This is a genomic window from Pantoea sp. EA-12, from assembly GCF_030053355.1.
In the GTDB taxonomy this organism is placed as follows: Bacteria; Pseudomonadota; Gammaproteobacteria; order Enterobacterales; family Enterobacteriaceae; genus Pantoea; species Pantoea vagans_C.
Genome location: NZ_JASGBY010000006.1, coordinates 102,502 through 121,502, shown reverse-complemented (window position 1 = coordinate 121,502; position 19,001 = coordinate 102,502). Strand labels below are relative to the sequence as shown.

Sequence of the window (19,001 nt, the reverse complement as noted above, 5' to 3'; positions counted from 1 at the left end):
TTCCCTCATTCTGATCGTAAAAAATGACAGCCACACATCACTTAATGGCTGTCATCTTGAGTGGAGAAGCTTTCACTGACCGGCTCCCAAGCCGGTTTTTTTTACCGCGTGGGCTGATTGGTCTCTAATGGCCGCACATCAAACAGCAGAACTTCCGCCTGCTTACCGCCACTGAAGGTCAACTGTGATTCCTGGCGTACGCGCGCACCATCGCCCGCGTTAAATATCCCCCCATTCACCACCACACTGCCCTTCGCCACGTGTATATAGGCATAGCGGTTGACATCCAGCTGTACCGTCTCCTGCTCATCACCATCAAACAGGCCGGCATAGATGCGCATGTCCTGGCGGATCTGCAGAGAGTCCTGCTCACCGTCCGGCGAAATGATCAGCTTGAACCTGCCGCGCTTCTCTTCTTCAGAGATGCGCGTCTGTTGATAACGCGGCTCACTGCCCTTTTCCGCCGGAACCACCCAGATTTGCAGGAAGTGAACGCCGTTATCTCTTGAGTGGTTAAACTCACTGTGCGTCACCCCGGTGCCTGCACTCATTAACTGGACATCACCCGGTACAATCACCGAACCGGTACCCATTGAATCCTTATGCTCCAGCGCACCCTCTAATACATAAGAGATGATTTCCATATTGCTGTGCGGATGCGCGCCAAAGCCCCGCCCCTTTGCCACCCTGTCATCATTAATAACCAGCAAGTCAGAGAAACCGGTTTGTTTAGGATCCCAGTAATTGGCGAATGAAAACGTATGGCGTGAATGCAACCAGCCATGATCACCGAGACCACGAGCATCGGCTAAGCGTTGTTCAATCATGTTTACTCTCCAAAAATGTAAGGGAAAAGACGCCAGTGCCCTTTCGATAGGAGAAAAATTATCGTAAACATAATTCGCCAACAATGCGCTAAATCGGCAATGAATATCTCATTTTAGTTGTCAGTTCTGAAGGCGTATTTGTTCTGATACAGGAGGAAAAGGACCGTCAATTATTATTCAATTTTTTTGACTTAATTGAACATGAATATGTGATTTTCATGCTCGCACCTTAGGTCTACCATTCATCACATCGAGGCAAAACGCCTCACAAAATCTAAATTAACCTAAGGAAATGACCATGAAAAACATCAAAACTTTCGTTGCAGTTATCGCACTCTCACTGGTTTCATCTGCGAGCTTCGCACAGACCATCACTGCAACCGCTTCAACCTTAGACGGTGCCGAAGCGCAGATTGCCGCCAAAGCAAAACTGGCACATTCCGGCTACAGCATCACGGAAGCCTACGCAGGCAATCAGGTGCATATGACGGCGCGTTTGACCAAATAATCATGGTCGCAAAAGGATTTGCCAGAGAAGGCTGCCGCGAGGTGGCCTTTTTTGTTTGGTATTCATAACTCACTATGGGGCACCGATGACGTGACTTCAGGCATCGGTCAAGGGAGAGGCGTGCAAAGGGTTTTCTGCTGGAGAATGTCAGAAGCGTCAACTCAGGTGACTTTCGGCAAACCGCTCCAGCGCTTGCCCATCCAATCGATAGCGCACCCATTCGTTTAATGGCAGCGCATCAATGCTTTGATAGAACTCTTTAGCGGGTTGATCCCAGCTCAGCGCACTCCATTCAATCCGACCACACTGGCGTCTGACCGCTTCCTGGGCGATGAATTTGAGCAGCGCTTTTCCCACGCCCAGCCCGCGATAGTCCGGCGAAAAATAGAGATCTTCCATATAAATGCCACGCCGACCCAGCCAGGCAGAATAGCTGCTGGTGATCACGGCATAACCCGCCACCCGACCGTTGATTTCGCACAGGTATGCCTCGGTATTGCTTTCAGGGCTGAACAGCATGCTTTTAATGGCTTCCGGACTGGTCAGCGAATCCTGTAAACCGTGTTTATAAACAGAGAGTTCAGCAATCATGTTGTAGATCGCTTCTGCATCATCAGGGCAGGCTTGCCGGACAGTCAGGGTCATAAAAGCTTCTTTATTTCAATGAATTGAAGCTTTGGATGATAAAGGGTAATGTTGAGTGAATGAAGTGCAATAAAATCAACAATAGGTGAATTTCATGCATCATATATTACGGCGGCTGGATCTTAATCTCTTACCGGTTTTTGACGCGGTGTTCAGACACCGATCGGTGAGACTGGCAGCGATTGAACTCTCCTTGAGCACTTCTGCCCTCAGTCACGCTTTAACGCGCTTGCGTGAGTTCCTCAAAGATCCGCTGTTTTACCGCGATGGACATAAAATGTGCCCAAGCGTTTATGCCTGCCAGCTGGCGCCCTTTATTGCCGAGACGCTGGCCGCGCTAAACAAACACCTTTGCCCTGCAGAACCGTTTAATCCCCTGTTAAACCAGGACTGTTTTAAAATTGCGGTAACGGATTACACCGCGTTCTGCGTGTTTCCCGGTCTGATGAAGGCCCTCAGTGATGCCGCCCCTCACCAGAGTTTTGAACTGTGCCATTTACCGCACAACCCGGCACTCACTGAACTGCTGGCCGGTGAGGTCGATCTTGCGTTGAGCTTTAGCGAGCCGGGGGACAGCAAACATCCCGACATGGAAGAGACCGATTTATTCAGTGATGAGTTTGTGGTGATCAGTAATCTGAACCGAACCCGTCTGACACTGGAATCGTATCTTTCCGCCGGTCATCTGGTCGTCACTCCCTGGAATGAGAAACAGGGATTGCTGGACTCGCACCTGGAACGACTGGGCCTGAAACGAAGGACGGTAATCAAAACCCCGTCGATGCTCAGTTCGCCTTTTATCGTGGCTGAGAGTGATCTGCTAATGGCGATTCCATCGTTCGTGGCGGGGAAATTAGCTCCCACCGTCAGCGTAAGCACTTTCCCGTTACCGTTTAAGGCACCCCGCTTCACTGTGAAGATCTATACCCATAAACGCAGCGGAAAACGGGAAGCCACCGACTGGCTTAAGTCTGTGATGGTCGAGAAGCTGAAGCATCTCGATAAAGCTTCAACGGTCAGCTAACTGGCATGCCTCGCTCTAACAACGCGACACGGGGCGGTAATGCCGGTCAGGAAGGTGCTGAATAACATGACACGCTCAGTCACTGCCATTTTCCAGCGTAAATCAAAATGGGGATTGGCTGCTGAAGCCTGGCCTGGACCCTTTTACGCCCCGCATCCTCAATCTCCCCTGACATCACGACTCACCCAAAGCGTCGAATTAACATCAGCGCAAAATTTCCTCACCATCCTCCCCCTCCCCGTAGGGTGATTTCCTTCCCCTTCTCCAATCAATTAATCCTCATTCAGTACCAATTAAAGATCGATAGCCATCTGCTTAAAAACTCAATAACATTACCGCGCATTTTTTTACATCTCATTGATAAACTTCACAAACAGTAAGGATTTAGCCTTGCTGTTATTGCTTGCATTACACCTTAGGGAACATTTATGTCTGGTCATAAACTGTCCAAACCAGCAGCCGCATGGCTTGCTATTTTGGGAGCCATCATTCTGGTGATGGCCGCATTTCTTACCTTTTACGGCTGGCAGTTGGTCAGCCTGCACGGCAGCGCGTACTTCCTGATCGCTGGCCTGGCATTGCTCATTTCGGGAGTGCAGATTATCCGCCAACGGGTTAGCGGCGCGTTGCTGTATGGCGTTGTGCTGTTGGGCACCGCTATTTGGGCGCTGTGGGATGTCGGTCTGGATTTCTGGCCACTGGTCTCACGACTGTTGACGCTGGCAGGCTTTGGCATCTTAGTGGCTCTCTCCTTACCGCTTCTGCTTAAGAAAGCAGGTAAAAAGTCATGCTGGAAGCTCACCGCTTCCCTGGCTGGTGGACTGGCGATTGCCTTCGCTGCCACCCTTGGCGGTATGTTTGTGCCGCACGATCCTATTAGCGCCTCTGGCGATGCTTTGCCGCTGGTCAAAGTGAAGCCAGGTGAAGAGCAGGTCAACTGGGACAACTACGGCAACACCTCAGGCGGGACGCGCTTTGTCGCACTGGATCAAATCACCCGCGACAATGTGAAGGACCTGCAGGTTGCATGGACCTACCGCACCGGGGATATCCCGGTCAGCCCGAACGGTGGCGGAGCGGAAGACCAGCAAACACCTTTGCAGATCGGCAACCGCCTCTATTTGTGTACTCCGCATAACAACGTGATTGCGGTTGATGCCACCACGGGCAAAGAGCTGTGGAAAACTGAAATCAACGCTAAGCAGAAAAAATGGATGCGTTGTCGTGGATTGGCCTACTTCGATGCACAGGCGCCATTGCAGCAACCTGACCTGCCGGACTCCACGCCGGTGAGCACCGTGTCAGTTGCCGCAACTGCACAGTGTCAGCGTCGAATTCTGATGAACAGCGTGACGCCAGAGCTGATTGCGCTGGATGCCGATACTGGTGAGTTCTGCCATGACTTTGGTAACAACGGCCGTGTCAGCCTGAGCGACCATATGGGCAAAGGCGCGGACAAAGGCGAATACTATCCTACCTCTGCGCCAACGCTGGCGGGCACGACCGTGGTCATTGGCGGTCGCGTCGCGGATAACGTGGCGACCGATATGCCAGGCGGCGTGGTGCGTGGATTTGATGTCATCACCGGCCAACTGCGTTGGGCGTTTGATCCAGGCAACCCTGAGCAGAAACAGGCGCCAGCAGAGGGTCAAACCTATGCACGCTCGACACCCAACGTGTGGGCGCCAATGTCTTATGACAGCCATTCCAACACCGTTTATATGCCAACCGGCAGCGCGGCGGTCGATTTATGGGGCGTGAAACACAACCCGCTGGATCGTAAGTTTGGTGCCTCGATGGTGGCCGTGGATGCCAGCACTGGCCGGGTGAAATGGGTCTATCAGACGGTTCATAACGATCTGTGGGACTTCGATGTGCCGATGCAGCCCTCTTTCTCTGACTTCCCAGGGCCTGATGGCAAAACCACACCGGCACTCATTTTCGGCACCAAATCGGGCCAGCTTTTTGTACTGGACCGCGCCACCGGTAAACCGTTAACCAAAGTGGAAGAGCGCCCGGTGTCCAAAGGGCAGATCCCGGATGAGATCTACTCACCGACACAACCCTTCTCAGTCGGCATGCCTACCATTGGTGCGGATGTGTTGAAAGAGTCGGATATGTGGGGCGCCACGCCATTCGATCAGCTGATTTGTCGCATTCAGTTCAAATCCAAACGTTACAACGGACTCTTCACCCCGCCAGGTACTGACCCTTCACTCAATCTGCCTGGCTCGCTGGGTGGCATGAACTGGGGCGGACTGTCGATTGATCCCGTCAATCAATACCTGTTTATTAACGATATGCGCGTGGGTCTGGAAGTGCAGTTGATTCCGGCATCACCGGAGATTCAGGGCGCGAAAAACGATGGCAACGAAGCCGCGGCAATCAGCCGTCCTCTGCCGTTAGCAGGGACGCCGTATGCCATTAATGCCAAAGTGCGCTTTATGTCACCGCTGGAGATCCCTTGCCAGAAGCCACCGTTCGGCACGCTGACCGCGGTTGACTTGAAAACGCAGAAAATTGCCTGGCAGGTGCCCGTCGGTACCGTACAGGATACCGGTCCCTTCGGCGTGAAAATCGGCTTGCCGATGCCAATTGGTATGCCAACCATTGGCGGTACGCTCGCGACTCAGGGCGGTTTAGTGTTTATCGCCTCCACGCAGGATTACTATCTGCGCGGCTTCGATACTTCTACCGGTAAAGAAGTGTGGAAAGCGCGTCTGCCGGTAGGCAGCCAGGGCACGCCAATCAGCTATAAGTCACCGGTGGATGGCAAGCAGTACCTGCTTATCTCTGCAGGCGGCGCACGTAACTCACCGGATCGCGGTGATTATGTGATTGCTTATAAGTTGCCGTAATCTGATAAACCGCCATTCCTCAGGAATGGCGGTTTTCTAAGGCCTCAATATCTGCACCTTAAATCATCGTCATGTTTTAGAAGTTTCAGAATCCAACCGCCCCTTAGTGAATGCCCACCGTCTGACGCAGTTTGCGTAAACGCGAGGGCGTTGCGTGATAGGTGCGTTTAAACCAGTAAATCAGATGGGAACTGTCGGTGAATCCGCACTCATAGGCGATTTGCGTGATAGAGCGGGAGCTGTTGATAACCTGCCAGTGTGCCGCCTTCAAACGTAACTGACGCCAGTACATGGCAGGCGAAGCCCTGAGATACTGATTGAATAAACGCGTGAGTTCACGCTCGGTCACACCAACAAGCTTTGCGATGTCCGCCACGGTGCCGGATTCGTGAATGCGTTGCAGCATTAATCCCACGGCATTAGCGACCCGCTGGTCTGAACACTTCAGTCCCAACTCCCCCTCCTGCTTCCTCTCACGCATTTCATCAAAACCACGATCGGCCAGCAGATAATGAAGCGTTTTATCGGCGCGTATCTGTCCGCATTTCTCCGTGACCAACTGCGCCGCCAGATTGATAGACGCCAATCCACCTGGGCAAGTGGTGATCCCCCCATCGTGTACCACAGGCTGATCCGTGACGGGAATGACATCCGGGTACAGCGCTTGCATCTCTTCCGCCAATGAAAAATGCACCGCACAGCGCAGCCCTGTTAATAAGCCCAATCTCGCCAGCAGAAATTGCCCGGTGCACAGTCCGATCACTCTGACCTGGCTGGCGACGGCCTGGCGAATAAACGCGAGATAGGCATCCGGTACGGGGGTAGTGCCATGCAGTATTCCGCCGTGTACCACAATGCAGTCATATTCCCGAGGATCGCCAAACAAACGGCGCGGGATCAGGGGAATGCCACAGCTGGAATAAATGGGGTCAGTGTTATCGAAGAGTAAATCCCAGTGACAATAGATTTGTCGACTGTAGTCACGTTCATCGGAGGAAAGTCGCAAAAAATCAATAAAGCACGAGAGCGACAGCAGGGTGAAATCAGGTGCCGCAAGGATACCGACACGTAACGGTGAATCGCTCTCAAAAGCGGGTTTTATTGAGGTTATCGGTGACGTGAGTTGGTTCATTTCATACCTGCCGGAATGTACCCATATTTGTCTTGTATCTACAATTTATACATCAAATATACAGTTACAGTTAAGCCTCATCTCCTCTACAAGGCGCAAAAATGAAAATCGTTAAAATCGCCATCCATCAGGTCGATCTGGCATTGAAAGAGACTTACAGCTGGTCAACGCAAAGCTTTGATGCGTTTGACAGCACGGTGATTATCATTGAGACCGACAGCGGTTTGACCGGTGTCGGCGAAATCTGCCCGCTGGGCCCCTCTTATCTTCCGGCTTATGCTGAAGGTGCACGTGCGGGACTGGCTAAAATTGCCCAAGGCCTGATTGGCGAAGATCCATTGCAGTTGGGCAAAATCAATCAAACCATGGATGCCTTACTGAAAGGCCATCCTTACGTGAAATCAGCGATTGATATGGCCTGCTGGGATCTGCTCGGTAAAGCCACCGGCCAACCGGTTTACAACTTGCTAGGCGGGCTGTTGCAGGAAAAGGTCACGCTGTTCAAGGTGGTCAGCCGTCAGGAACCGGCCGCGATGGCGAAAAAGTTAATGGAATATCAGCAGCAAGGCTTTCGCCAGTTCCAGATGAAAGTCGGTGCCAATGCCAGCGATGATATAGAGCGCATCTTTGCGGTGAGTGAAGTGCTGAAAAAAGGCAACGTGCTGGCGGCAGATGCCAACACCGGCTGGAAGCAACACGAAGCCGTCAGAGTGGTTAAGGCGATCAAAGATGTCGATATCTACATTGAACAGCCCTGCCTCTCGTATGAAGAGTGCCCGACAGTGCGCCGCCACAGCGATCACCCTTTTATTCTCGATGAATGCATGGATGATCTTCGCGTTTTGCTGCGCGGTTACCAGGACAGTGCCATGGATGTCGTCAACCTTAAGGTCAGCCGTATCGGTGGTTTAACCAAAGCACGACAATTCAGAGACCTCTGCGTGTCACTAGGTATCAACCTGACGATTGAAGATTCATGGGGCGGTGAAATCGCGACCTCCGCGCTAAACCATCTCGCCCATTCGACACCCAACGAGTGCCATTTCCAGTCCTCGGCTTTCCACGAGTATCACAGCATCAAGATTGCTGACGGCGGACCGCGCATCCAGGATGGCTTTATGATCGCCTCCGATAAACCGGGTTTGGGTGTGGTCCCGGATATGTCTATATTAGGCGAGCCTGTCGCGATTATTACGCGATAAGAAAACCGGTGCCACCCGTCGTGGCCCCCGCTCTGACTGGAGAAATTATGCAATTCATATCTGCACAGGACATCAATGCAACGTTAAGTTGGAAAACGGCGATTGAGGCGCTCGAACGAGGACACCAGGGCGCACGTCCGCTTGGCGACCAGTATTTCATTGGCGATGCCACCTTTGGCCTGTTCAGCCGCGGGGTGATCCTGCCTGGCTATGGCGCGGGTATTAAGCTCGCTTCTATCTACCCGCAAAATGTGCAGGCGCAGCCTCCCTTGCCAGCAGAGCACGCCGCTTTTGTGGTGTTCGATCAGACAACAAAAGCGGTAACTGCCATTTTGGATGGTCCGGCCATCACCTGTTTCAAAACGGCAGCCGACTCAGCATTGGCATCCCAGTATCTGAGTCGTCCAGATAGCCACACACTGCTGGTGATTGGCGCGGGCCCTGTTGCGCGAGCTTTGGTACACGCACATTTACAGGTTCGCCCTGGTATTACTGACGTATTGCTGTGGAATCGCTCCGCAGAGAAGCTTCACCCACTTTTAGATAGCCTGCAACAGCAAGGCATCAACGCCCGTATTGTGGACGATCTCGCCACCGCCGTTTCGCGCGCAGATATTATTTCCACGGCAACCAGCGCCACCAGCCCGGTTATCAAAGGGAGTTGGGTCAAGCCAGGTACACATATCGATTTAGTCGGCGGTTACCGCCCGGATATGCAGGAAGCGGACGGTGCACTGCTGCATCAGGCACGAGTCTTTGTCGATGATCGCGCCGCCGCGCTGCTTTCAGGAGATATCGCTATTCCACTGCAGAGCGGAGAGATTAGCGAACAGCAGATTGAGGCGGACCTTTTCGAACTGTGCCAACGTTCTGACCATCGGCGCACGGATGAGGACATTACCGTTTTTAAAAATGCGGGCGGTGCGCATCTTGATTTGATGATGAGTCAGTGCGTGATCGATCTTTTGAAGGGGGGTTGATGTACGGGTGTTTGGAAATTCAATTTCGGCCTCAGTGACATCCCCTTTTGTATGAAAACCCATGGCATGGCCCGGTGAAACAGTATTGCGCTAATCACCGGCAATTAAATCACCAATCGGGAATAAGTACTTATCCGGTCTTACTGGTTTTAGTGAGACAACCTGGCAGGTTTTGCTGAGAATTCCACTGATTTCATTCTGCTTGAAATGGTCATTATCAGCAGCAGCATTTCAGCGATTTACACTACACGTTATAAGGCGTCACCACGTTCACCTTGGAAAAGAGATCGGTCGGCTCGATGACGGGCAGGAAACCGTGGAACGTCAACAGCGTCTGGAATACCGTTCGCGCATCGCTTCGCAGATCATGTTGAATCACCGCATTCAATTTATGATCGGTCAGCAGGAAGCGGTTTTCTTCATCGACGTCATGGCCAATATAACTGACGATATCTCGCCCGGCCTGTTTGAACGCCCGAAGAATGGCTGCATTGCCACCGCCCACGCAATAAACCGCTTTTAAATTTGGATAATGATTTAAGGTATTCATCATGACATCGAAGGTCATTCCATCGACACCATAGCCTTCACTCACCCAGACAGGATTCAGTGAAGGCGCCATCATTTTTAAACCCTGACAAAATCCCTTAACTCGCTCGGCCTCACCCAGGAAATGCTGACTACTTAATACCACCGCGACATCCAGTTCAGCCTCTTTAATCCACTGTGACATTAAATAAGCGGCCGTCTTCCCTGCGACGACATTATCCATACCAACATAACGAAGGCGCTTGCTATCCGCTACGTCTGTCACAATCGTCACAACCGGCACACGGTGCCGCTGTAATTCTTCGATGGTTTTACTGATCAGTGGATTATTTTCCGCTTTTAAAATGATGCCGTAACTGTCATTGGCACATTTCAACATAAGCTTTCTCATTTCTTCCGTGTTAATAGTTTCAACACAATGAAACCGCAAACGGAGCTGAAACGAGACAAAATGACTCATTTCATCAATAAGTGCATCACAGACCAATTTACTGAATCTTTCAGGGGTATGGAGAATGACGTCAATGGGAATGGTTCTGCCGGAAGCAAGACTGGTTCGTTCTTGCAACTCTAAATCCCTAATCGCTTGTTTTATCCGGGTTTCAGTACGGGCATGTACGGCTCCTCGACCATGAAGCGCCCGGTCAACCGTCGCCTTGCTCACGCCAGCCTGAGCTGCGATTTGTTTGATGGTAAACTTCATTTTGAGGTCTTTTTGAGGTCTTTAAGTTCTTTTGTTATTTAAATGTACATGATAATGTTTCGCCGCGTAACCGAAACCGCAAAAAATTGACAATTGGTCACTAAAAATTAATATTTCGCGCACCTGGATTTTCGATATAAACCATTGAACCAGGTGAAGGCTATTTATTAGCCCTGATTTTTACGCGTGTATTTTATAGTCTAATGGCCACTTTATTCAAAAATCTTAACTCCTTAATTCATTTTAAAGGAGCGAGCCCCTATGGGCCTTATTTATTCAAATAACTTTAGACAGGAAGCAACAAGAGCAATAACCGCTTTAAATACTCTCTTCTATAAAAGCTGGATTTTTTAACGCAAGGGTTAACTGAAAATGAAAAGTAGTACGTCAATTTTCACAAAAATAGTGGGGATATTTCTACTCATCCTCGGGCTGGCTTTAGCGGGTGGTGGCGCTTATTTAATCAGCCTTGGGGGTTCCTGGTTTTATTTACCCGCGGGACTGGCCATGGCCGTATGTGGCGTTGGATTTTTCCGCGCTAAAGCATGGACATTCTATCTGTCCTTAGCATTGCTGGTCTGCAGCCTCATTTGGGCATTTGCAGAGGTCGGTACCGATTTCTGGCAACTGGTTCCGCGCACCGTTGCGTTCCTTGTTGTATTCATATTGGCAGCAATTTGTTCGCCAGTTCTCACCAATGAAGCTGGCCGCCCTGCTCTGCCTAAAATGGCATCGGTCATCGTTTCACTGGTCGCCGTTGTTTCACTCGTTGCTATCTTCGCTAACATGTTCCGCGTACATCCGGAAATGGAAGCGAATGCCAGCGCTGGCCCGGCAAAAGTTATCGACCAGGCAGCAGAAGACAATAGCGGTGATGACTGGACCGCGTGGGGCCGTAATACCCTGGGACAGCGCTTTGCACAGTTCAAACAAATTAATACCGCCAACGTTAAGGATCTGAAAGTAGCCTGGACATATCGCACCGGTGACCTTGCTATTGATGGTGCTGAATATCAAACGACACCATTGAAAGTGGGTGACACGATGTATATGTGTACGCCGCTTAGCAAGGTGATTGCGATTGACGCCACAACTGGCAAAGAGAAATGGCGCTTCGATCCACAAGCGAAAATCTTTGAAAGCGACAAGGGCTGGAAGCGATGCCGAGGGGTGGGCTATGCCGATCTCGACCAGTTGCCTGCTAACAACCAAACCCCTGGCGGGATTGCCGCGACGCCTGTTTCCTCTGCTGCGACCTGTCGCAAACGTATCATTGAAACAACCATTGACGCCCGCATCGTGGCACTGGATGCCGAAACCGGAAAACTCTGTGAAGACTTTGGCAACGGCGGTTACGTCGATCTGACTCTGAACATGCCAGCTGACGCCAAAGGAGGCCAGCAGGGTAGCTATAACGTGACCTCAGCGCCACTGGTGGCCGATGGCGTGATCATGGTGGGAGGCCGTCTGAACGATAACCTTACCATTGGCGAGCCTGGTGGCGTGGTACGTGGATATGATGTGGTCAGTGGCAAAATTCTTTGGGCCTGGGATGCGAAACGCGGAGCCAGCGACAGCACCCCGCTGCCAGCCGGCGAGACCTACCCACTTGAAACGCCTAACTTCTGGGGCACGGCCGCTTACGATCCAAAACTGGGCCTGGCTTATTTCCCAACGGGTAACCAGACGCCTGACTTCTGGACCGGCAACCGCCATCCGTACTCTAATGAGTATAACGATGCCATCGTGGCCGTCGATCTGAAAACCGGCAAGGAGCGTTGGCACTTCCGCACCGCCAACATTGACCAGTATGACTATGACGTTTCCTCACAGCCGATTTTGTTTGACCTGCCAGGCAAAGAGGGTCAGAAAACACCGGTACTCATTCAGCTGACCAAGCGTGGTGAAATCTTCGTGCTGGATCGCCGTACTGGTAAGCCTGTTATCCCGGTTGAAAATCGTAAAGTGCCAACTGATGTCATGCCGGGTATGCAGGTGGCCGATACCCAACCGTTCTCTGCTATTTCTGTGGGTACCACGCCGCTTAAAGAGAGCGACATGTGGGGCGCATCAATCTTTGATCAGCTCTACTGCCGTATTCAATACAAGCAAATGCGCACCGGAGGCCCGTTCACTCCGCTTACTGATAAACAACGGACGCTAATTTACCCAGGCTATTACGGTGGGTTTAACTGGGGTGGTGGCGCACTGGATATGTCTACCGGCACGTTGATCGTCAACGACATTCGTATGGCGCAGTGGGGACAATTCATTAAGCGTGAAGACGCAGATCGCCGAGGGCTGAAAGCCACGACTGAAGGTGAGTACTCTGAACAGTTAGGTACTCCTTGGGGTGTTGAGCGCGGAATGTTCATGTCGCCATTGGGCGTTCCTTGTTTCAAACCACCGTTTGGATCGATGACAGCCATTGACCTGACCACCGGTAAAACTCGTTGGCAGGTCCCGGTTGGCAGTATCCAGGACGCACCGATTCATGGTGTGGCGCCAGGCATCAATATCCCGCTGGGTATGCCAACGATGGGCGGTCCATTAGTTACCAAAGGTGGACTGACTTTCTTCCATGGTTCTTTGGATTACTACGTGCGCGCCTTTGATAATAATACTGGTAAAGAACTATGGCGTGGACGTCTGCCAGTAGGCGGACAAGGCGCTCCAATGACCTATATGGGCAAAGACGGCAAACAATATGTTGTTGTCGTGGCTGGCGGTGCGACACGCACCGGCACCAATGACAACCGCGGTGACTACGTGATTGCTTATGCACTCCCTTAATTGCCAGGCTAATGCTTAGCAGGAAATAAAAAACGGGCGCTGTTAACAGCGCCCGTTTTTCTTACTCAAGCTTTTCGCTTTAACGTCTGTGCATCCAGTTCGGAATGAAATCTTTCAACACTCCACTGCGCATCCAATGCTTCCATAACCAGCTGCTGCTGCGTTTTAGGCACCATTCCTCCCACAGGCGGGTCGGTATCAAGGTTAGTCGGGAATGAATAGCCGCGGGCTGCCACCTCGATCAACGCCCTGGTTTGATCGGCTGGTTTACGGCTTTTCAAAAAAATCGGGTACACCAGCTTTAGCAAATGTTCATGATTCACTTCTTCCATTGGAACGCCAAACGCCGATGAGATCTGCAACAGGTTGGCCGTCCTGACGTGACTTTCGGTTGTGTTATTACCGGCAGCATGGAAAAGCGCAGGATTAAAGAATAATCCATCGCCTTTCTTCAGGGGTAACTGCACAAAATTCTCTGCGAAGTATTGGGCAAATTCAGGCCGTCTGTAAGCGATATAGCCCAACTCATATTGATGTGACCAGGGCAGCAGCTGCGTCGGCCCAGAGGCCAACGGCATGTCAGAGTGGGCAACTGCACCCTGCAATGTCAGATACTGCGTCAGGATTTGCACCGGTATGGGAAATTCAGCAGCAAATGCACTTTGCTGAAAACCAAGGTGATAATCACGGTGAGGTTGCTGCGCTTCACCGCCTGGACGAACCTGATTAACCTGTGAAGTCATGCGCCAGGCGGGACCCAGCCAGGCAGTACAAATCAGGTTTAGCATCGGGTTAGCATAGTACTCGGCAAAGACTTCAGGGCTGGTTTCGCCAAGTTTTTGCAGCGCGTTCCAGATCCTTCCATTGTTGCCTGCCTTGGAGAAATGGTCCGCCTGCACTTTCGAAGCGGCCTCTTCACGCATGATTTTCTCAAATGCTGCTGAAGCTCTGTCTATGACGGATACATCAGAGAACAGATTTTTGATAACAAAAACGCCAGGCCCATAGGAAAGCGCTTTATGGAGTTCACTCAGTACTGACCGTTTGTCCGTGGCGGCGGCATCTTCCAAAGTTGAACGATCATAGATAATCACCTCAGATTGCACTTCAGCGGATAGAGGGTAATCTGCAGCATTCACGCGCTGATTGCAGAAGGTTTTGAAATCATCTACAGAAACCTGACCCTCAGTTGCGAAATATTCTGGAGACATAACGACCTCATTTAATTTTAATCATTGCAGGGTTTGCTAACGCATCTTCAGCCCAACTGCTGGCTTGCTACACCACAAGCTAGCAGTTACATTGAGTTAACAAAACATCAAAAAACCCTCAAAAAAACCTCATAATATGAAGCAGTTTACGCTCAAGCAGATATCTGCACAGTCAGGCCTCAGTCTGGCAACGGTTGATAGGGCTCTCCATCAGCGGGGCAACGTTCACCCACAGACCGAGCACCGGATAATTCAGGCAATAGCCGATCTCGAATTACAGCAGAAAGCCAGCCTTGCAAAAGGGCGAACCATTTATATTGACGTCATTCTCCATACTCCCGAACGCTTTAGTGAGTTAGTGCGCGAAGCCTTCGTCAGCCAGATATCAAGCTTCGTTTCATTCCGCATTCAACTCCGTTTTCACTGCTATGAAGACCTGAGCTTCACCGAGATTAAAACGCTGATAAAGAAATGTGCCGTGGACAGTCATGGCATTGTGCTCAAGCTCCAGCATTCGCCAGAAATGATCCCGGTCATCGAGGCACTGATACGTCAACGTGTACCTGTTGTGACTATCGTGACTGATATTCCCGGCAGCGCCCGACTGCGCTATATCGGTATGGACAATTTCAGCGCAGGAAAAGCGGCCGCATTGATCATGTCGAAATGGCTGTCATCCGATAATGGCACTATCGCGACGATAGTGGGGAGTGAGGATTTCACCGGAGAGATGGAAAGGTGTGAAGGGTTTATCAAAGCCATTACTCAGTTCAAGCCAGATTGCAGAATAGTACAATTAGCCGGCGGTTATGGCATTGACCACCAGATGTACGATTACATCAACAAGGCATTGGAAAGGGAAAAGGAGATTATAGCGGTCTATACCGTCGGGGGCGGAAATGCCGGGATCCTCAGGGCATTAGATGAACATGGCATCACTATCCGTGCTTTTATTGGACACGATCTCGATCGTGAAAACAGAGCCTTGATGCAAGCCGGTAAAATTGACGTATTAATTGAACATAATTTACAGCTTGATGCTCAGAATGCGCTAAAAACGCTATTGGAATTCCATAATTTTTTACCTGTAAACGAAGTTCAACAGCTTTATTCAAAAGTAAATATCATCACCCGATATAACATGCATACCTGAGCTGCTTAACGCTATGCCGCCCCCTGATAATCAAATATATCAGGGGGCTGGACACCTAAACTGCATCTGCTGCCTGCTCGTGTTCCTGTTCACCGAAACGTTCGCGCATTTCTTTCTCAATCGTCTCCAGAGATTTACCACGGGTTTCAGGTAGCATCGTGAGAACCATGATTAAGGAAGCCACGTTGATAGCGGCAAAGATAAAGAAGGTCTTATTTCCTGCTGCGGCCAGTAAAGGCGGGAAGGCAAATGCTACAATGGCATTGCAGATCCACTGGAATGACACAGCCGCGCCAGTAAGCACTCCACGAACTTTCATCGGGAACAGTTCTGACATGAGCACCCAGTAAACGGGTGAAATGCACATTTGCATAAAGAAGAGGAAGATAAGAATGCAAGACAGAGCAAGATAACTCTGTGTCAGCCCAGAGGGGACGAACATTAATACAACACCAAGCGTTATTTGCATGGCAATAACCACCAAAAGACCAATGGTCAGCAATTTTCTTCGCCCATAGCGGCCAATAATACGGATACCCGCAATAGTTGCCAACACTGAAACGACACCATTGCCTATGGTCGCTGTAATAGCTGCGCTGGTGCCCATGCCCGTCGTTTTCAAAATTATCGGTGTATAGTACATGAACGCATTCACGCCTGTGAACTGGAGTACAATACCCATTGCTGAGCCAACAATAAGTAATCTGATAACCCATTTCTGCTTAAGCAATTCACGAGGCGGTGGACCTTCCCGAGTCTCCCGAGCATGATTTAACATTTCATCAATTTCGTGTTTGACCTCTAAAGAAGTTTCCCGCAGTTTTTCGAGAATCTTTTTAGCTTCTTTATGTCGACCTTCTGCAACAAGCCAGTGTGGAGATGCAGGAACAAAGAATGTACCCAAAAATAACAATGCGCCTGGTATCAAAGCTAATGCCAGCATGTATCGCCAGATATGAGCATCGTTCAGTACAACACTCATCACTGCACTCACGACATAAGCCATGAGTTGACCGGATACTATCATCAGCTCATTACGACTTACTAAAGGTGCTCTCCTTTTTGCCCCCGCAATTTCAGCAATAAAAATTGGCACAGTTGAAGAACCGCCACCCACGGCAATACCTAGCACAAATCGCATGATAATCATGGATTCTGTGTTCGGAGAAACTGCAGTGCCTATTGACCCTAGTACAAATATTAAAGAAAGAAAACGCAACGTAACACGTCGTCCATAATAGTCTGTAATGTAACCTGTCACAAATGCCCCAACAGCGGCACCAAAAATGAGAGATGAAGCAACCAGCCCCTCTGTATAAGGGTTGAGACCTAATCCCCCTTGACTGGGAGGTAGCCCCATATAAGGCAAAGCGCCAGAAATAATTCCAGTATCATAACCAAAAGCTAAGGATCCCATAGTTGCAACCAATACTACAAAATAAAGTCTTTGAGGAATCGTTAACCATGCAGGAGAATTTTCGTAAGCAGAATCTTGCAGAAACTTCTTCATAGTAAATCATCCGTTTAGTTCAAAATAAAATATGATTATTGAGAAAATTTGAATGGCCACCTCGACACAATAAGCAGACAACTCCATTTGTTATCATAGCTTCATAGCGGGTGAGGTCATTTAGAGCTCAGGTTCGTATTCCTTGTCTAATAAAAGGTGGGGAAAATTTAGATTAATTGACTTTCTAATGCTAACAGAAATGTCACTTTTCACGCCCTCTATCATCTCGTTTCGATGGGGGAAATGAAAAAATCTTGGCTCAAACACTTGAATATATCCATGCCATACCATTGAGGTAGAAGAATTATTATCCTGTATTAGCACAGCTTCGGAACTGTGTTTTCGAATTGAATCTTTAGCCCTGAAAGGCTCATCCGATATTATTCGACAGTGTTCATATGGAAAATCATAATGAGGAAGCGAAAACGTCAGCGATTTCATCCCCATTCTGGATGCAAATCCGCTCACCTTCACAAAAATTGGTACAGGTTTGAACAACCTGCGCCGGAAATCGTTATCAATATCGCAGACGGTGATATTCAGCAGGTCGTTTTTACATAGCCACTGATTTACATAGTGCTCCATCAAACTCAATTTGAGCTGTTTTGAGGAAATCCCCTGATACTCAGCTACCTGCCGGAACCTTTTTTCAATCCGTTTTATTGAATGAACATCGACATGGCTCGAATTCGTGCTTTGCATAAGGGGACGCTTCCTGAATTAAGCTGAAATCAGTTGTATTTTGGTGTCTTCCAGACAGTACCCTGTTCATGGCTGTCGACCACGGCTTCAACAAAAGCCACGCCTTTCAGTCCGTCATAAATCTGCGGAACGGCCGCACCAATACCGTGAATCTCACGTTGCTGGTCACGCGCGCGCAGTGCCGAAGCAAAACCGCTGTACAGGTTAGTGAAAGCTTCGATGTAACCCTCCGGGTGTCCCGGTGGAGTACGGGTGCGCGCTTTCGTCAGTGCAGAAAGGTCATCCCGACCGCGTTTAATGATCTGGGTATAGCCTTCCAGCGTGGTAAAAATCAGCTCATTGGGCTGTTCCTGTGACCACATCAGGCTACCCGTTTCACCAAATACTCGCAGACGCAGTGCGTTGGAACAACCAATGGCAACTTGCGATGACCAGAGCAGTCCGCGCGCGCCGCCTTCATAACGAATCATGACGTGTGCATTGTCATCCAGCGCCCTGCCTTCAACGAAGGTGGCCAGATCGGCCATCACGCTTTCTGCTTTCAAGCCGGTCACGTAACCCGCCAGATGATAGGCATGCGTACCAATATCGCCGATAGAACCGCCACGGCCATTCTTTTTCGGATCGACGCGCCAGGCTGCCTGCTGATTGTTCTTCAGCTCCACACCGGTTGCCATCCACTCCAGCGGATATTCCACCTGTACGGTACGCACCCTGCCAATCAACCCCTCAGCCACGCGATGACGCGCTTCCATGATCAGGGGATAACCGGAATAGGTATACGTGACGCCAAGAAAACCACCGGTGGATTTGACGACTTCTGCCAGGGCTTCTGCGTCATCCAGCGTGGAAGTCAGAGGCTTTTCGCAGATGACATCGATGCCCGCCTCAAGAAAAGCGCGCGCAATTGGGAAATGCGTGAAGTTCGGTGTGCAAATGGCGACCACATCCACGCCATCTTCCCGCGCACTTTCAGCGGCAACCATTGCCGTGTAGTCGTTATAAGAGCGATCGGCGGCAATATGATTTTGTGCGGCAAAAGCGTGCCCACGTTCTGCATTCACGTCAAATGCACCGGCGACCAGTTCGTATTCATTATCCAGGCGTGAAGCAAAACGGTGGATGCCACCGATGTACGCGCCCTCACCGCCACCAATCATTCCAAGACGGATGCGGCGCCCCTGCAGAGATGACTTACTCATGA

The 19,001-nt window shown here is 50.3% G+C and carries 15 protein-coding genes; 7 read left to right on the top strand and 8 right to left on the bottom strand.

What is annotated here, in order from left to right:
- Positions 1 to 101: 101 nt before the first annotated feature.
- Positions 102 to 827, bottom strand: coding sequence for a pirin family protein (locus QMZ30_RS11170; RefSeq protein WP_283227417.1), 726 nt, complete (start codon positions 825 to 827; stop codon positions 102 to 104).
- 298 nt (positions 828 to 1,125) lie between these two features.
- Here QMZ30_RS11170 and QMZ30_RS11165 point away from each other — a divergent pair, with 298 nt between their 5' ends.
- Positions 1,126 to 1,335 (top strand): DUF1471 domain-containing protein, encoded by a 210-nt coding sequence (locus tag QMZ30_RS11165; protein ID WP_200575606.1) that lies wholly within the window; start codon positions 1,126 to 1,128, stop codon positions 1,333 to 1,335.
- 156 nt (positions 1,336 to 1,491) lie between these two features.
- On the opposite strand, the gene QMZ30_RS11160 is transcribed toward QMZ30_RS11165, so the two are convergent.
- A complete protein-coding gene (locus QMZ30_RS11160; protein ID WP_200575610.1) occupies positions 1,492 to 1,980 on the bottom strand; it encodes a GNAT family N-acetyltransferase in 489 nt (162 codons plus the stop codon).
- A gap of 94 nt (positions 1,981 to 2,074) precedes the next feature.
- On the opposite strand from QMZ30_RS11160, the gene QMZ30_RS11155 reads away from it, so the two are divergent.
- Together QMZ30_RS11155 and QMZ30_RS11150 are read left to right on the top strand one after the other, a co-directional pair.
- On the top strand, positions 2,075 to 3,004 hold the full coding sequence (locus QMZ30_RS11155) for a LysR family transcriptional regulator (RefSeq protein ID WP_283227416.1): 930 nt from the start codon (positions 2,075 to 2,077) through the stop codon (positions 3,002 to 3,004).
- Positions 3,005 to 3,432: 428 nt separating this feature from the next.
- The gene (locus QMZ30_RS11150) at positions 3,433 to 5,862 is read left to right on the top strand and encodes a membrane-bound PQQ-dependent dehydrogenase, glucose/quinate/shikimate family (protein WP_283227415.1); all 2,430 of its coding nucleotides are present in this window, start codon (positions 3,433 to 3,435) and stop codon (positions 5,860 to 5,862) included.
- A 103-nt stretch (positions 5,863 to 5,965) separates the two neighbouring features.
- Here QMZ30_RS11150 and QMZ30_RS11145 read toward each other — a convergent pair whose 3' ends face one another.
- On the bottom strand, positions 5,966 to 6,994 hold the full coding sequence (locus QMZ30_RS11145; protein WP_283227414.1) for a GlxA family transcriptional regulator: 1,029 nt from the start codon (positions 6,992 to 6,994) through the stop codon (positions 5,966 to 5,968).
- A 101-nt stretch (positions 6,995 to 7,095) separates the two neighbouring features.
- Here QMZ30_RS11145 and QMZ30_RS11140 point away from each other — a divergent pair, with 101 nt between their 5' ends.
- Both QMZ30_RS11140 and QMZ30_RS11135 read left to right on the top strand, forming a co-directional pair.
- Complete coding sequence (locus QMZ30_RS11140; RefSeq protein WP_283227413.1) at positions 7,096 to 8,196, top strand: cis-3-hydroxy-L-proline dehydratase; 1,101 nt, start codon at positions 7,096 to 7,098, stop codon at positions 8,194 to 8,196.
- A 47-nt stretch (positions 8,197 to 8,243) separates the two neighbouring features.
- Positions 8,244 to 9,176, top strand: coding sequence for an ornithine cyclodeaminase family protein (locus QMZ30_RS11135; protein ID WP_283227412.1), 933 nt, complete (start codon positions 8,244 to 8,246; stop codon positions 9,174 to 9,176).
- 244 nt (positions 9,177 to 9,420) lie between these two features.
- Here QMZ30_RS11135 and QMZ30_RS11130 read toward each other — a convergent pair whose 3' ends face one another.
- Positions 9,421 to 10,428: a LacI family DNA-binding transcriptional regulator gene (locus QMZ30_RS11130; protein WP_283227411.1), complete on the bottom strand. Its 1,008-nt coding sequence runs from the start codon at positions 10,426 to 10,428 to the stop codon at positions 9,421 to 9,423.
- Positions 10,429 to 10,800: 372 nt separating this feature from the next.
- On the opposite strand from QMZ30_RS11130, the gene QMZ30_RS11125 reads away from it, so the two are divergent.
- Positions 10,801 to 13,221: a membrane-bound PQQ-dependent dehydrogenase, glucose/quinate/shikimate family gene (locus QMZ30_RS11125; protein ID WP_283227410.1), complete on the top strand. Its 2,421-nt coding sequence runs from the start codon at positions 10,801 to 10,803 to the stop codon at positions 13,219 to 13,221.
- A gap of 65 nt (positions 13,222 to 13,286) precedes the next feature.
- Here QMZ30_RS11125 and QMZ30_RS11120 read toward each other — a convergent pair whose 3' ends face one another.
- The gene (locus tag QMZ30_RS11120; RefSeq protein WP_283227409.1) at positions 13,287 to 14,432 is read right to left on the bottom strand and encodes a phytanoyl-CoA dioxygenase family protein; all 1,146 of its coding nucleotides are present in this window, start codon (positions 14,430 to 14,432) and stop codon (positions 13,287 to 13,289) included.
- A gap of 136 nt (positions 14,433 to 14,568) precedes the next feature.
- Between QMZ30_RS11120 and QMZ30_RS11115 the strand changes: the two genes are divergently transcribed.
- Complete coding sequence (locus tag QMZ30_RS11115) at positions 14,569 to 15,585, top strand: LacI family DNA-binding transcriptional regulator (RefSeq protein ID WP_283227408.1); 1,017 nt, start codon at positions 14,569 to 14,571, stop codon at positions 15,583 to 15,585.
- Between the two features lie 55 nt (positions 15,586 to 15,640).
- On the opposite strand, the gene QMZ30_RS11110 is transcribed toward QMZ30_RS11115, so the two are convergent.
- The 3 genes from QMZ30_RS11110 to QMZ30_RS11100 form a co-directional block, all read right to left on the bottom strand.
- Positions 15,641 to 17,095 carry a sugar porter family MFS transporter gene (locus QMZ30_RS11110; RefSeq protein ID WP_283227407.1) on the bottom strand — a complete coding sequence of 485 codons (1,455 nt, stop codon included), beginning with the start codon at positions 17,093 to 17,095 and terminating at the stop codon, positions 15,641 to 15,643.
- Positions 17,096 to 17,215: 120 nt separating this feature from the next.
- The gene (locus QMZ30_RS11105; protein WP_283227406.1) at positions 17,216 to 17,797 is read right to left on the bottom strand and encodes a hypothetical protein; all 582 of its coding nucleotides are present in this window, start codon (positions 17,795 to 17,797) and stop codon (positions 17,216 to 17,218) included.
- 29 nt (positions 17,798 to 17,826) lie between these two features.
- The gene (locus QMZ30_RS11100) at positions 17,827 to 18,999 is read right to left on the bottom strand and encodes a Gfo/Idh/MocA family protein (protein ID WP_283227405.1); all 1,173 of its coding nucleotides are present in this window, start codon (positions 18,997 to 18,999) and stop codon (positions 17,827 to 17,829) included.
- Between the last annotated feature and the right edge of the window lie 2 nt (positions 19,000 to 19,001).